The organism is Sinorhizobium mexicanum (assembly GCF_013488225.1).
Taxonomy (GTDB): Bacteria; Pseudomonadota; Alphaproteobacteria; order Rhizobiales; family Rhizobiaceae; genus Sinorhizobium; species Sinorhizobium mexicanum.
Map to the genome: position 1 here is coordinate 786642 of NZ_CP041241.1, position 14058 is coordinate 800699.

14 protein-coding genes are annotated in these 14058 nt (G+C 63.2%); 10 read left to right on the forward strand and 4 right to left on the reverse strand.

The genetic code is table 11. The features are described from left to right. Positions 1–19: 19 nt before the first annotated feature. Genes FKV68_RS27880 through FKV68_RS27895 form a run of 4 tightly spaced genes read left to right on the forward strand, consistent with a single transcriptional unit; the run spans position 20 to position 3575 of the window. A complete protein-coding gene (locus FKV68_RS27880; protein ID WP_180943747.1) occupies positions 20–961 on the forward strand; it encodes an ABC transporter permease in 942 nt (313 codons plus the stop codon). Beyond that, a complete protein-coding gene (locus FKV68_RS27885; RefSeq protein ID WP_180943748.1) occupies positions 961–1830 on the forward strand; it encodes an ABC transporter permease in 870 nt (289 codons plus the stop codon). Before FKV68_RS27880 ends, FKV68_RS27885 begins: the two co-directional genes overlap by 1 nt. A 3-nt stretch (positions 1831–1833) precedes the next feature. Then, positions 1834–3039, forward strand: a complete 1206-nt coding sequence (locus FKV68_RS27890) for an amidohydrolase/deacetylase family metallohydrolase (protein ID WP_180943749.1) — start codon at positions 1834–1836, stop codon at positions 3037–3039. A gap of 44 nt (positions 3040–3083) precedes the next feature. Then, a complete protein-coding gene (locus tag FKV68_RS27895) occupies positions 3084–3575 on the forward strand; it encodes a RidA family protein (protein ID WP_245181741.1) in 492 nt (163 codons plus the stop codon). A 15-nt stretch (positions 3576–3590) separates the two neighbouring features. On the opposite strand, the gene FKV68_RS27900 is transcribed toward FKV68_RS27895, so the two are convergent. Next, complete coding sequence (locus tag FKV68_RS27900; protein ID WP_246452765.1) at positions 3591–4403, reverse strand: IclR family transcriptional regulator; 813 nt, start codon at positions 4401–4403, stop codon at positions 3591–3593. A gap of 163 nt (positions 4404–4566) precedes the next feature. Between FKV68_RS27900 and FKV68_RS27905 the strand changes: the two genes are divergently transcribed. The 3 genes from FKV68_RS27905 to FKV68_RS27915 all read left to right on the forward strand — a co-directional run bounded on the left by FKV68_RS27905 (position 4567) and on the right by FKV68_RS27915 (position 8659). Further along, on the forward strand, positions 4567–5766 hold the full coding sequence (locus tag FKV68_RS27905) for an aminotransferase class V-fold PLP-dependent enzyme (RefSeq protein ID WP_180943750.1): 1200 nt from the start codon (positions 4567–4569) through the stop codon (positions 5764–5766). A 41-nt stretch (positions 5767–5807) separates the two neighbouring features. Continuing rightward, positions 5808–7643 (forward strand): ABC transporter ATP-binding protein, encoded by a 1836-nt coding sequence (locus FKV68_RS27910; protein ID WP_180943751.1) that lies wholly within the window; start codon positions 5808–5810, stop codon positions 7641–7643. 248 nt (positions 7644–7891) lie between these two features. Further along, the gene (locus FKV68_RS27915; protein ID WP_180943752.1) at positions 7892–8659 is read left to right on the forward strand and encodes an SDR family oxidoreductase; all 768 of its coding nucleotides are present in this window, start codon (positions 7892–7894) and stop codon (positions 8657–8659) included. 152 nt (positions 8660–8811) lie between these two features. Here the strand turns inward: FKV68_RS27915 and FKV68_RS27920 are convergent, their stop codons facing one another. The 3 genes from FKV68_RS27920 to FKV68_RS27930 form a co-directional block, all read right to left on the reverse strand. Next, the gene (locus FKV68_RS27920) at positions 8812–9051 is read right to left on the reverse strand and encodes a tautomerase family protein (protein WP_180943753.1); all 240 of its coding nucleotides are present in this window, start codon (positions 9049–9051) and stop codon (positions 8812–8814) included. A gap of 80 nt (positions 9052–9131) precedes the next feature. After that, positions 9132–9845: an SDR family NAD(P)-dependent oxidoreductase gene (locus tag FKV68_RS27925; RefSeq protein WP_180943754.1), complete on the reverse strand. Its 714-nt coding sequence runs from the start codon at positions 9843–9845 to the stop codon at positions 9132–9134. A 142-nt stretch (positions 9846–9987) separates the two neighbouring features. Next, complete coding sequence (locus tag FKV68_RS27930; protein ID WP_180943755.1) at positions 9988–10920, reverse strand: LysR family transcriptional regulator; 933 nt, start codon at positions 10918–10920, stop codon at positions 9988–9990. A 244-nt stretch (positions 10921–11164) separates the two neighbouring features. On the opposite strand from FKV68_RS27930, the gene FKV68_RS27935 reads away from it, so the two are divergent. From FKV68_RS27935 to FKV68_RS27945, 3 genes are all read left to right on the forward strand, one after another. Further along, positions 11165–11839 (forward strand): type 1 glutamine amidotransferase domain-containing protein, encoded by a 675-nt coding sequence (locus FKV68_RS27935; RefSeq protein ID WP_180943928.1) that lies wholly within the window; start codon positions 11165–11167, stop codon positions 11837–11839. A gap of 193 nt (positions 11840–12032) precedes the next feature. Then, positions 12033–13802, forward strand: coding sequence for a cytochrome c biogenesis protein DipZ (locus FKV68_RS27940; RefSeq protein WP_180943756.1), 1770 nt, complete (start codon positions 12033–12035; stop codon positions 13800–13802). Between the two features lie 116 nt (positions 13803–13918). Then, positions 13919–14056 carry a hypothetical protein gene (locus FKV68_RS27945; protein WP_180944009.1) on the forward strand — a complete coding sequence of 46 codons (138 nt, stop codon included), beginning with the start codon at positions 13919–13921 and terminating at the stop codon, positions 14054–14056. Positions 14057–14058: the final 2 nt, after the last annotated feature.

Here is a 14058-nt window from a genome sequence, read left to right on the forward strand (position 1 = left end):
AGAGAAGTTCGAGGTCACCATGATACGCTACATCCTTCAGCGCCTTTTCGGCATGATCGTCGTCATGGCGCTTGTCGTCACGATCGTGTTCGTCATCGTGCGCGTGACGCCGGGCGACCCCGCCGCCGTGATGCTCGGGCCGGAAGCGACGCAGGAAGACATCGCTGCACTGCGCAGCCGGCTCGGCCTCGACCAGTCGCTGGTCCTGCAATATGTCTATTACATAGGCCAGTTGCTCCAGGGGGATCTCGGCCAGTCGATCTTCCTCAACCAGCCGGTGACGTCGGCGCTCGCCGAACGGGCTGAGCCGACGTTCTTCCTCACACTGTTCTCCATTCTCATCGCGAGCGCCATCGCCCTGCCGATCGGCATTTATGCCGCCTATCGGCGCGGCTCGCTCGTGGACCAAGCGGCGACCACTCTGGCGATGCTTGCCGCCAGCGTGCCGAGCTTCTGGCTCGGTCTTATCCTGATCCAGGTGCTTGCCGTACGGCTCGGCTGGTTCCCGGTCTCGGGCTATGGCGGACCCGGCGCATCGTTCCTGGAGCGCATGTATCATCTGACACTCCCGGCGATCGCGCTCGGCGTCGTCTCCTCGGCGCTCATTCTGCGCTTCACCCGCGCCTCGATGCTGGACGTACTCGGCGACGATTTCATCCGCACCGCCCGTGCCAAGGGCCTTGGCGAACGGCGCGTGGTGATGAAGCATGCGCTGAAGAACGCGCTGATACCGATCCTCACCATCATAGGGCTCACCGCGGCGGTCCTGATCTCCGGCGCTGTCGTCACCGAAACCGTCTTCGGCCTGCCGGGCGTCGGCAATCTCGTGGTCTCCGCGGTGCTCAGGCGCGACTATCCCGTGATCCAGGGCGCGCTGCTGGTGATCGCTGCACTCTACGTGCTGATCAATTTCGCTATCGACATGCTCTATCTCCTCGTCGACCCAAGGGTGCGCTACTGATGTCCGCCACCGTATCCACCCCCGCGCCGAGCGAAGGCCAGAAATTCCTGCGGCGCCTCTTCAAGCGCAAGACGGTCGCCTTCGGGCTTGTCGTTCTCACCGTCTTCGTGCTGCTTGCGATCTTCGCGCCGCTTGTCGCGCCTTATGCGCCCGGTAAGCTCTCCATCGTCAACCGGCTGTCGCCGCCAAGCCTGCGGTGGTTCTTCGGCACGGACGAGTTCGGCCGCGACGTGTTCTCGCGCACCATCTATGCCGGCCGGCTTTCGCTTCTCGTCGGCGCCGCAGTGGTGGCGCTTGCAACCGTGATCGGGGTGGTCATGGGGCTCGTCGCCGGCTTTTTCCCCAAGCTCGACACGCCGATCGCCCGGCTGATCGACGCCATGATGGCCTTTCCGGACATCCTGCTCGCGATCGCGCTCGTCGCCGCCCTCGGCCCGTCGCTGACGACCGTGATCGTCGCCTTGAGCGTCGTCTATGCGCCGAGGCTCGCACGGGTGGTGCGCGCTTCCACGCTGGTGATCCGCGAACTGCCCTATATCGAGGCGGCCCGGGCGCTCGGCATCTCGACGCCGCACATCATGACGCGGCACGTGCTGCGCAACCTCGTCTCGCCGATCCTGGTGCAGGGCACCTTCCTCTTCGCCCACGCCATGCTCGCCGAAGCCGGGCTCTCATTCCTCGGTGTCGGCGTAAGCCCCGAAATCCCGACCTGGGGCACGATGATCGCAGCAGGCCGTCAATATATCGGACAAGCCGACTGGGTGACGCTGTTTCCGGGCATCGCCATCGTGCTTTCGGTCTTGTCGCTCCAGATGGTTGGCGATGGTCTGCGCGACCTGCTCGACCCCCGCCTCAGAAAGGACCTCTGATCCATGCCAAACGGAACCGCTGAGCCCATTCTCATCAGCAATGTCAAACCCGTCGCCTTCGGCACGCCGACGCCCGCCGAAACGATCGATATCCTCGTCGGTCCCGATGGGAGGATCGCGACGGTTGGAAAGGGCCTTTCGGCGCCGGAAGGCACGCGCCGGGTCGACGGCAAAGGCGCCTGGATCTCGCCCGGCTGGATCGATCTTCATGCCCACGTCTGGCACGGCGGCACCGATATTTCCGTGCGTCCGCAGGTCTGCGGCCTGGAGCGCGGCGTCACGACGATCGTCGATGCCGGCTCGGCGGGCGAGGCGAACTTCCACGGCTTCCGCGAATATATCATCGAGCCGTCGCGAGAGCGCATCAAGGCGTTCCTCAATCTCGGCTCGATTGGTCTCGTTGCCTGCAACCGGGTGAGCGAACTCAGCGACATCCGCTCGATCGACATCGACCGCATCATCGCCTGCTACCAGGCGAACCGCGAGCACATCGTCGGCCTCAAGGTGCGCGCGAGCCACGTGATCACCGGCTCCTGGGGCGTGACACCGGTCAAACTCGGCAAGAAGATCGCCAAGATCCTGAAGATTCCGATGATGGTGCATGTCGGCGAGCCTCCGGCGCTCTACGACGAGGTGCTCGAAATCCTCGGGCCCGGCGACATCGTCACGCACTGCTTCAACGGCAAGGCCGGCAGCAGCATCATCGAAGACGAGGATCTGTTTGCGCTCGCCGAACGCTGCGCCGGTGAAGGCATCCGCCTCGACATCGGCCACGGCGGCGCCTCGTTCTCCTTCCGGGTTGCCGAGGTCGCAATCGAGCGCGGCCTGATGCCTTTCTCCATCTCCACGGACGTGCATTTGCGCAGCATGAACCAGTCGGTCTGGGACCTTGGCACCACCATGTCGAAGCTCCTGAGCGTTGGCATGCCTTTCGAAAAGGTCGTCGAGGCCGTGACACAGGCGCCGGCCTCGGTCATCCGCCTGCCAATGAACGACCTCCTGGACGTCGGTGCCCGCGCGGAATTCACCATTTTCGACCTGGTCGACTCCGGTCTGAAGGTCTTCGATTCGCTCGGCGCCGAGGCTCATCTCAGCCGCCTCTTCGAGCCGCGTTTTGCCGTGATGGGTAGCCATCTCGTCGCGGCCAACCGCTACCAGCCGCAGCATGTCGAATGCTCCGATCATAGCCACGGCTTCAGCTACCGTTGAAGCAGACAGAAGAACAGAACCAGACAGGAATTCGCGTGAACAGCTTGGACCAGAAGAAAGTGGATCGTTCGCCGGCCTCACCCTATGAGCGCCTGGCCGTCCTCGGCATCGATCTTCCTCCCGCGCCGCCGCCGATCGCCAATTTCGTGACCTATGTCCGGGAAGGCAACATCCTCTACCTTTCCGGCCAGGGTCCGCGCGAGGTCGACGGCCACCTGCATTCCGGCAAGGTCGGCGCCGAGGTGGATGTCGAAAGCGCTTACGATCACGCCCGCCTGACGGGCATCAACCTGCTGGCAGTGATGCACGACGCGCTCGGCGATCTCGGCCGGGTCAAGCGCGTCGTCAAGATCCTCGGCATGGTCAATGCCGTGCCGGAATTCCGTGAACATCCGCGGGTGATCAATGGCTGCTCGGACCTGATGATCGACGTTTTCGGCGAGGCGGGTCAGCACGCGCGCTCGGCGGTCGGTTTCGGCTCGCTACCCGGCAACATCACCGTCGAGATCGAAGCGATCGTCGCACTTCACGACTGACAGCGGAGGAAGCGATCAATGGCTGCGCCAGCCCATCATCTTCTCGATCCGCTCGGCGGAAACCTGGACGTGCCGGGCGTAATGGTCCCGGTCGTCGAGGACCTTCTGCTCGGGCAGAACGATGGAGATGGTTGCGACGCAACTTCCCTTATCGTCGAGGATCGGTGCGGCGACGCAGGCAACGGCATAATCGGATTCACCCGCCTGGATCGAGAGCTTGGCCGTGAGAGCGCTTTCCGCCTGCGTCGAAAGGGTCGCGGGGTCGATATCTGCCCGCCCGGTCGGCGAGGAGCGGGCACAGCGGCGAAAGAGTTCGAGCCGCTCGTCGGCCGGGAGATGCCCGACCAGCAGCCGGCCCGACGCGGTCCAGTTGAGCGGCACACGCGTGCCGACGCGAGACGTCACCTGGAAATGGCCCGGCCCGTCCGCCATGGCGAGCACCTGCATATAGTCGCCGTCGCGGCCGCAGAGCTGGATGGTTTCGGAAACCTCGCGGCCGAGATCATGCATCTCGCGGGTGGCGACACCCAGGAAATCGAGCGAGCGGGCATAGGCGAGGCCGTAGTGATAAAGGCGGTCGCCGAGCCAGACCGACCCATCGGCGTCGCGACTAAGCAGGTTCTTCTCCACCATGTCATCGACGGTCACGTAGATGGTGGAAAGCGGTGCGCCGACAGCCTTGGCGATCGCATAGACGCTGCTTGGCGAACCGGTTTCATAAAGGAAATCGAGCACCTGCAGCGCCCGATCCATGCCGCTGACGCGCGAGCGGCGCGCCTTGACGGCCGGCTCCGACTTGAGTTCGGCTTCAATCGCGTTGCTGTCCACGTCTCTGCTCCCGTACCGTGTCAGATGCCCCCCGTCGCGGACGGCGGAATGCCTGGCCGACGGGCGCGGGGCGATCGCTTAGATGACATTATTATGGTAGATATTCCGCAAAAACGGAATACTCTTTGTGCCTCGCATGCGAGAAAATCTGATGGAGATCACTATGCCTGACCGCGACATCCGCGACGCCCTCGGACTTCGTCCCGTTATCAACGTATCCGGCACGATGACGAGCCTCGGCGCATCGATCGTGGTTCCGGAAGCGATCGCCGCGATGACAGCCATACTGCCGCAATTCGTGGAGATCAACGACCTGCAACGCAAGATAAGCCCGGTGATCGCGCGACTGACGGGCGGCGAGGCGGGGTTCGTCACCGCCTCCTGCTCCGCCGGCATCAGCCTCGCCGTCGCCGGCGCTATCACGGGGGACGACATCGCCGCGATCGAGCGCCTCCCGGATACGGCGGGGCTCAAGAACGAAGTCATCATCCAGATGGGCCACGTCGTGAGCTATGGAGCGCCGGTGGACCAAGCAATCCGCCTCGCCGGAGCCAAGCCCGTACTCGTCGGTCAGGCCACCTCGACCCATCGCCATCACGTCGAAGGCGCGATCAACGAGCGCACCGCCGCCGCTGTGTATGTCGTTTCCCACCACGTCGTGCAATACGGTCTGGTCGGCCTCAGCGAATTCGTCGAAGTCTGCCATGCCAGGCGCGTGCCGGTCATCGTCGATGCGGCCTCAGAGTACGATCTCAGGGGCTTCCTCGCGGCGGGCGCGGACATCGCACTTTATTCCGGTCACAAGTTCCTCGGCGGGCCGACCTCGGGCATCGTCGCCGGCTCCAAGGCTCTGGTGCGCAACGCCTTCCTGCAAAACCTCGGCATCGGCCGCGGCATGAAGGTCGGCAAGGAAAGCATGGTTGGCGTCATGGCTGCGCTTGAGGCCTGGGAGACGCGCGATCACGCCGGCATCCGCGCACGCGAGACCGGCTACCTTCACCTCTGGCGCGAGACGCTCGAGGGCCTCCCCGGTGTCAAGCCGGTGGTCGAACCTGACCCGACCGGCAATCCGCTCGACCGCCTCTGCGTCAACATCACGCCTGAGGAGGCTCATATCACCGCCTGGGATCTCGCGGATGCACTCGCGCGCGGCACGCCACCGGTGATCGTGCGCGATCACGAGGTCGAGCACAACTATTTCTACCTCGACCCCTGCAACCTGCATCCGGGACAGGAGACGCTCGTCGCCGAGCGGCTCACGGCCGAGCTCACCAAGGCGAGGAATTCGAACGAGATCATCGCGACGTCCCTTGCCGAACGCAACGCGCGCCGCTTCGCAAGCCTCAAGCGCTGGCCCGATTGAAGCGTCGCGACCACCGAGCAGAACCTCAAGGGATGTTAGACATGGCCCACTCCGACACGCAGACTGTCCGCCAGACGGCGCCCGTTCTTTCTGTCGAGAACCTGACGACCTCGTTTCTGGTCGACGGCGCCTGGAAGCCGGTGGTTCGCGACATTTCTTTCTCGGTGGCGCCCGGCGAGACGGTCGCCATCGTCGGCGAATCTGGCTCCGGCAAAAGCGTCACGTCGCTATCGGTCATGCGCCTGTTGCAGAAGGACATGAGCCGCACCGAGGGACGCGTGATCCTCGGTGACCGCAACATCCTCGAGCTTCCGGAAAGCGAGATGCGCAAGGTCCGCGGCAATGACGTCGCGATGATCTTCCAGGAGCCGATGACCAGCCTCAATCCGCTGTTCACGATCGGCGACCAGATCTCCGAGGCGCTCCTGTGTCATCGGCCAATGACCAAAGCCGAGGGCAGGGCCGAGACGATCCGCCTGCTCGACAAGGTCCGCATTCCCTCAGCGGCTTCGCGTTTCGACGAATATCCGCATCGCCTCTCCGGCGGTATGCGCCAGCGCGTGATGATCGCAATGGCACTGGCGAGCCGGCCGAAGCTGCTCATCGCCGACGAGCCGACCACGGCCCTCGACGTGACGATCCAGGGGCAGATCCTCGATCTGATCAAGGTGCTGCAGGAAGAGGAGGGGACGTCCGTGCTCTTCATCACCCACGACATGGGTGTCGTCGCCGAGATTGCCGACCGCACGGTCGTCATGTATCGCGGCGACGCGGTTGAGACCGGCAGGACCGAGGATATCTTCCTTCGACCCAAGCACGCCTATACCCGCGCGCTGCTTTCGGCCGTGCCGATGCTTGGCTCCATGAGGGGTGAGGCGCAGCCTCTGCGCTTTCCCAAGATCGACAACGCAACCGGTCTCCCGGATGCGCCGAGAGAGGGCGCCAACACCGTTGCGACGGATCAGAAGCCGATCCTGGAGGTGAAGAACCTCGTCAAGCGCTTCGACGTCCATGCCGGCCTGCTCGGCAAGCTGCAGGGCCGGGTACACGCGATCGAGAATGTTTCCTTCAGCCTCAAACAGGGCGAGACGCTTTCGCTCGTCGGCGAGTCCGGCTGCGGCAAATCGACGACCGGTCGGGCGATCATGCGCCTGATCGAGCCGCAGAGCGGCTCCGTCATGCTCGACGGCAAGGACGTGCTCGCCATGGACCGCAAGGCGCTCCGCGAAATGCGCCGGACCATGCAGATGATCTTCCAGGATCCCTTCGCCAGCCTCAACCCGCGCATGACCGTCGGCGCGGCGATCGCCGAGCCCTACCTGGAGCATAAGCTCGGGTCTCAGAAACAGGCGCGCGAAAAGGTCGTCGACCTGCTCGAGCGCGTCGGACTGCAGCCGGACATGGCATCCCGCTACCCGCATGAATTTTCCGGCGGCCAGCGCCAACGCGTCTGCATCGCCCGGGCTCTGGCGCTCGATCCGAAGGTCATCGTCGCCGATGAGTCCGTGTCCGCTCTGGACGTGTCGATCAAGGTGCAGGTCATCAATCTTCTGCTTGAGCTGCAGGCGAGCCTTGGGCTTGCCTATCTCTTCATCTCCCACGACATGGCGGTCGTCGAGCGCGTCAGCCATCGGGTTGCGGTCATGTATCTCGGCGAGATCGTAGAGATCGGCCCGCGCGCACAGGTCTTCGAGAACCCGCAGCATCCCTATACGAAGAAGCTCATGGCGGCTGTACCGATCGCCGATCCGACCCGTCGCCACAGGCGCCGGAACGTTGCAAGCGACGAGCTGAAGAGCCCCTTGCGGGCGCCCGACTACGTTCCGGAGATTCGGCGCTATCACCAGGTCGCACAGGATCATTTTGTCCAGGTCTAGAGCATCACTTCGGAGGCCAAGGAAGGCGCTGAAGCGGCGCCGCATACGAGGCGGGCAAGTCGGGAGCCATCCTGAGCAAAGAGCCTCGTGGTCGAAAACTGATACGTAGTCCCCGCATCGACAGTTGGAGTATCCTGCAATCGGGTGGAATCATCCGACGTCGCGTAAATGCGGCAAAAACAAAGTGATAGAGCGATGGCGTGCACGTATGTGAGCGTATTCCGCTCGAACATGCAGGGACCAACGCTATGGCTTTTCCACTTTTTGATCTCGCAGGCACACGGGCCCTTGTGACAGGCTCGTCGCAAGGCATCGGTTTTGCGCTGGCGCGCGGTCTGGCCGAGCACGGCGCCGCGATCGTGCTCAATGGCCGCGACCGCTCGAAGCTGATGACGGCGGCCGGGTCTCTCAAGGATGCCGGTCATCACGTCGCCATCTCGGATTTCGACGTGACCGACTATGATGCAGTGAAGAACGGCGTCGACGCAATCGAGCGGGATATCGGGCCGATCGACATCCTGATCAACAACGCCGGCATGCAGTTTCGCACGCCGCTCGAGGATTTTCCTGCTGACCGCTGGGAGCAATTGCTGAAGACGAACATCTCCAGCGCCTTCTATGCCGGCCAGGCGGTGGCCCGGCATATGATCAAGCGCGGAGCCGGCAAGATCATCAACATCGCCTCGGTGCAAAGCGAACTGGCCCGTCCCGGAATTGCACCTTATACGGCCACCAAGGGTGCTGTGAAGAACCTGACGCGCGGCATGTGCGCCGACTGGGCGAAGCATGGCTTGCAGGTGAACGCCATTGCGCCGGGCTATTTCAAGACGCCGTTGAACCAGGCGCTTGTCGACAGCGAAGAGTTTTCTTCGTGGTTGGAAAAGCGGACGCCGGCGGCGCGCTGGGGCGAGGTCGATGAACTCGTCGGCGCGGCCGTCTTCCTCGCCAGCCGTGCATCATCCTTTGTCAATGGACACACGCTTTATGTCGACGGCGGGATCACGACCTGCCTTTGACCATTGACATCGCCCGGGCAACGCGAGCGGATGGCCGCGCCTTACCATGCCATCCGTGAGTGTTCGTTCGTATCGAGAAGAGTTGGTCTCGTGCGACATGGCTCGCCGCCTGCGCGGCGCACCGGCAGGCGGCAAGGGTGCAAGCTGGCGGCTCAGGACTTTGTCCCTGCTGCCCGTTTTTGGCGGTATTGAACCGTGGGGAGGCCGCCCCAGCCCCAATTGTCGAGGTCGACTTCCTCGATCACGACATAGGTCGATTCAAGCGGCTTGTTCAGGACGTTAAGGAGCACCTCGCTGACGCCCTTGATGATTGCGGCCTTCTCCTCGGCGGTAACCGAATTGCGGCCCGGTGCGCTTCCCTCGCGGGTAACCTGTACGGTGACGATAGGCATTGCTGTCTCCTTTATGAGAATTGGTTGCGTCGTTGACGGCGGCCGCGCCGCCATGGCGCGGCCGCTCTCCGATGTGCGGGTTACCATCGTCCGGCGTTCTGGCCGCCATCGACGTGGAGGATCTCGCCGGTGATGAAGCCGGCGTTCTCGAGGTAGAGAACGGCTTCGACGATGTCGCGAATGTCGCCCATGCGGCCGACGGGGTGCAGTCCAGCCAGCGCCGAATGCGACTCGACCGGATGCATCGGCGTCTTGATAATTCCCGGAGAGACCGCGTTCACACGGACGCCACTCTTCGAGAACTCCATGGCGAGCGACCGGGTCACCGCATTCAGGCCACCCTTGGTCAGGGAAGCGAGCGCGGACGGTACGCCAGCAATCGGTTGATCGACCAAGCTGGTGGTAATACTGACGATGTGGCCCGAGCCCTGCTTCAGCATCTCCTGGGCGGCGCGCTGAGTGATGTGGAAGAAGCCGGCCACGTTGACGTCGAGGTTGTTGTCGTAGTCTTCCTGGGTCATTTCAACAAACGGCTTGGCGAGGAAGACGCCGGCATTGTTGACCAGCGAGTCGATGCGGCCGAAGCGATCGAGCGCCTCGCGCACGATCCGCTCCGCGGTCTCCGGCTTGCTGATGTCGCCTGCGACGGCAAGAATGTCGGGGTCGGCACTCGGCTTGATCGACCGGGAAGTGGCGACGACGCGGTAGTTCCGGTCGCGATAGGCGCGAACCAATCCGGCGCCGATGCCTTGCGACGCACCGGTAATGATGACGACTTTCTGTTCGGTACTCATGGATGTGATCCTTTCTCGATTGCAGCGGCTGCTTTCTGCGGCCGCCCTCCGCCCTCGGCGTTGGTGCAATGGAAGTTAGATCCATCCGGCATTCGAGAGAATTGCCAGCGTTTGGCAGACACTCAACCGAGAATCGGCATGATCAGTTGAGTATGCCCGCCTCCGCCGCCAGGCGCGCAAATTCGGAGCGCAGACGCGGCGCGGCGAAGTCGACGAAGGCGCGGACCTTCGGCACCGACATACGGCCTTGAGGGGCGAGCATATGCGTCGGCAGCGGCGGATGCTCGGCGTCGGCGAGCACGATCTTGAGGCGTCCGTCCCTGACATATTCGGCGACATGATAGGAATAGAGCCGGGTCAGACCGTGCCCGGCACACGCGGAGGCCGCGGCCGCGCGGACGCTGTTGACGATGCACCTCGGCGCAAATTGGACGGTTCGGGGGATGGACGAGCCCTTCGCCGGCGTAAAGCTCCAGGACTCGAGACCGAAATTGGTGAATGCCACGATCTGATGCTTGGCAAGATCCGCCGGCTCTTCAATCCGGGGATGATTGGCGAGGTATCGGGGTGAGGCGACCACGACGCGCCGGACTTCACCGCCAAGCCGGGTGGAGATGAGCGACGAATCCGCCAGATGGCCGATGCGCAAGGCGATATCGACTCCTTCGTCCACCAGATTGACGAAGCGATCGAGAAGGAGAAGCTGTGCTGACACGGCGGGGTACCGATCGAGGAAATCGTCCAGGACAGGGCGAAGCACCTCTTCGCCAAGGATCGGCGGGGCCGAAACCGTCAACATCCCACGGGGCGCGGAGCGCTCCCCTCCTGCGAGCATGTCGGCCTCCTCGAGGTCGGTCAGCACGCGCCGACAGGCGGCTGCGTAGCGTTGCCCCGCCTCACTGAGCTTGAGTGTGCGTGTCGTCCGGTGCAGGAGTTCGACGCCCACATGGGCTTCCAGGAAACTCAGCGCCCGACTGACCGCCGTTGGCGATCGCTTCAGCCGCCGGGCGGCGGCGGCGAGGCTGCCCTCGTCGATCGCCGTCACGAAAACTTTCATTGCATCGATGCGATCCATTTTATTCTGCCGTTTTTTGGGAGAGTGATTGCCGTGCAGCAAGTATTCCCGCGAAAACGGCAAGAAGTAAATCTGCAAGCAGAAAGAGCCGGCCAATATACTGCCAAGTACCAGGAATAGGCTGCGAAGCCAGGATGTCAGGCCGCGTCATCGTAGGCGACATCCAACCGGCACAAGACTCTGAGTTTGAGAATAGTTCCGGCGATCCCGAGTTTGGGGACGCCTCAAGAGAGGGAGAATGACGATGAAAATCCTGATGGTTTTGACTTCGCATGACCAACTCGGGAATACGGGCAAGCCGACCGGTTTCTGGCTCGAGGAGTTCGCGGCACCCTATTATATCTTCAAGGATGCTGGCGCCGACGTCATGCTCGCATCGCCGAAGGGCGGCCAGCCGCCTATCGATCCCAAGAGCGACGAGCCGGGCAATCAGACCGAAGCAATGGAGCGGTTCAGAAACGATCCGGCGGCCCAGAAGGCACTGGCAAATACAGTAAAGCTAGGCAACGTCAAAGCGGACGGCTTCGACGCGATCTTCTACCCGGGCGGCCACGGTCCGCTGTGGGACCTCGCCAACGACAGGAACTCGATCGCCCTCATTGAGGGCTTCTACAACGCCGGCAAGCCGGTCGCGGCCGTCTGCCATGGCCCGGCCGTTCTCAAAGAGGTCACGCATCAGGGACAGTCTATCGTCAAGGGGAAGCGCGTCACCGGCTTCACCAATTCCGAGGAGGAGGCGGTGCAACTGACCGACGTCGTGCCGTTCCTCGTCGAGGACGAGTTGAAGCGCCTGGGCGGGCGCTTTGAAAAGGCCGCGGATTGGGCTGATTTCACTGTCGTGGACGGCCGGCTGGTCACAGGGCAGAACCCGTCTTCGTCGACATCGGCCGCCAAGGAACTGCTCAAGCTTCTGCGATAGCCGTTGCTGGCGCGCGCAGCTTTGCCGGCTGCCGATCCTTGGCAGGCACAGGAGGTCCCGCGGGCCTCCTGCACTTTGATACAGATCCGCTTTGAAGAGGACACAAGCGAGATACTTCCCTCTGGTCCCTTGCTGCGCGTGTCAAGCGCGACCGACACCGGATAAGGCGTCGGTCCACGGTAGAGGGACGACGATGATCCTATTCACTATTGCCTATGTCGCAGGCGTGCTGACCATTGTCAGCCCCTGCATTCTTCCTGTCCTGCCCTTCGTATTTTCTCGGGCCGGTCAGCCATTCGCGACGAGCGTTCTTCCGATGCTGATCGGAAAGGTCGTGACATTCGCGGCCGTGGCAACGCTTGCCGCGCTCGGCGGAGATTGGGCGGTACAAGCGAATGAGGCCGGCCGATTTGTGGCGATCGCAATGCTCGCGGTCTTCGGCGTAATGCTGCTTTCACCGCAAGTCGCGGCCGTGGTCACCCGGCCGGTGGTTGCGCTGGGCAACCGCCTCTCACGAAGAGCGGCCGGGCAGAAGACGAGTGTCGGATCGTCCCTGCTTCTTGGCGTCGCTACCGGCCTCCTTTGGGCGCCCTGCGCCGGCCCGATTCTGGGGCTGGTGTTGACCGGCGCCGCCCTTCATGGCGCCAACGTCGAGACCACACTGCTATTGACCGCTTATGCTACCGGCGCCGCCACCTCGCTCGCCCTTGCTGTGCTGGCCGGCGGAAGGATCTTCGCGGCGATGAAGCGATCGCTCGGCATGGGCGAGCGCCTTCGCCAGGGCCTCGGTATTGCCGTGCTCGCGGGAGTCGCGGCCATTGCGCTTGGCCTCGACACAGGTCTGCTGGCACGCCTGTCCTATGCGGGCACCACGAACCTCGAGCAATCGCTCCTCAATAGCCTGCGTGGCGACCCCGCTGGAGCCACCCGCACGGTAGCAAGCAACGGCAAGAAGTCGGCCACTGATGGCGCCAAGCAAGCCTATCGGAGCAGCTTACCGGTGGAGGGGACCTTTCCTTCGCTCGACGGGGCCGTCGAGTGGCTCAATTCCGAGCCGCTGACTGTGGAAGAGCTTCGCGGCAAGGTCGTGCTCGTCGATTTCTGGACCTACTCCTGCATCAATTGCATCCGGACGATCCCCTATGTTCGGGCCTGGGCAGAGAAGTACCGCGATCAGGGGTTGGTCGTGATCGGCGTTCATGCACCCGAATTCGCCTTCGAGAAGCGCATTGACAACGTCAAGCGGGCAGTCCGGGACTTCAAGATCGGCTATCCCGTCGCGATCGACAACGACTTCGCGATCTGGCGCGCCTTCGGAAACAGCTACTGGCCCGCACATTACTTCATCGATGCCGAGGGACGCATCCGGCACCATCACTTCGGGGAGGGTGATTACGAGGAGTCGGAGCGCGTCATACAGGAACTCCTGGCGGAATCGGCAGGCAGCCGCGGGAACGACGGCGGCACCGTGAAGCCGGAGGCGAAAGGTGCTGAATCCGCCCCCGATTTCGCCAACCTCCAATCGGGCGAGGACTATGTCGGCTACATGCGTGCCGGGAACTTCGCATCGCCCGAAGGTGTCGCGGCCGATGAGGCGCGCGACTACTCGGTCGGGGACCTCGACCTCAATCAGTGGGGCCTTGGCGGCAACTGGACCGTGGGACCCGAGCAAGCGACGCTCAATCGTTCCGACGGAAGCATCACCTACCGCTTCAGCGCGCGGGATCTGCACCTTGTCCTTGGACCAGGGGCCAACGGGAGAAAGGTACGCTTTCAGGTGAAGGTCGACGGTGTTGCACCAGGTCCGGATCACGGGTCGGACATCGATAGCAATGGCAACGGCACAGTCTCGGAAACGCGGCTGTATCAACTGGTTCGCCAGTCGGCAGAAGTGCGGGAGCGGACGTTCGAGATCCGCTTCCTTGATCCGGGCGTCGAGGCCTTTGTCTTCACATTTGGATGAGCGAACAAGAACCCGGAACAGCGAGGACGTGGCCTGGCGGGTTCGCAGCGAACCGGCGAAGAGTTCAGGCGCCTCGCAAGCATCACGATCACAATGGTCAAAAGAGGAGAGTTCAAATGCGCCTTCTAGTGATGGGCATTGCCATCCTTGCGCTCGCTGCCACGCCCTGTGCCTGGGACAGCGATCCGCGGGAGCCGTCCGCAATCGCCGCGCTCTTCGGTGGGTCGATGGTTCCCGTTGAGACCGGCCGCTGATG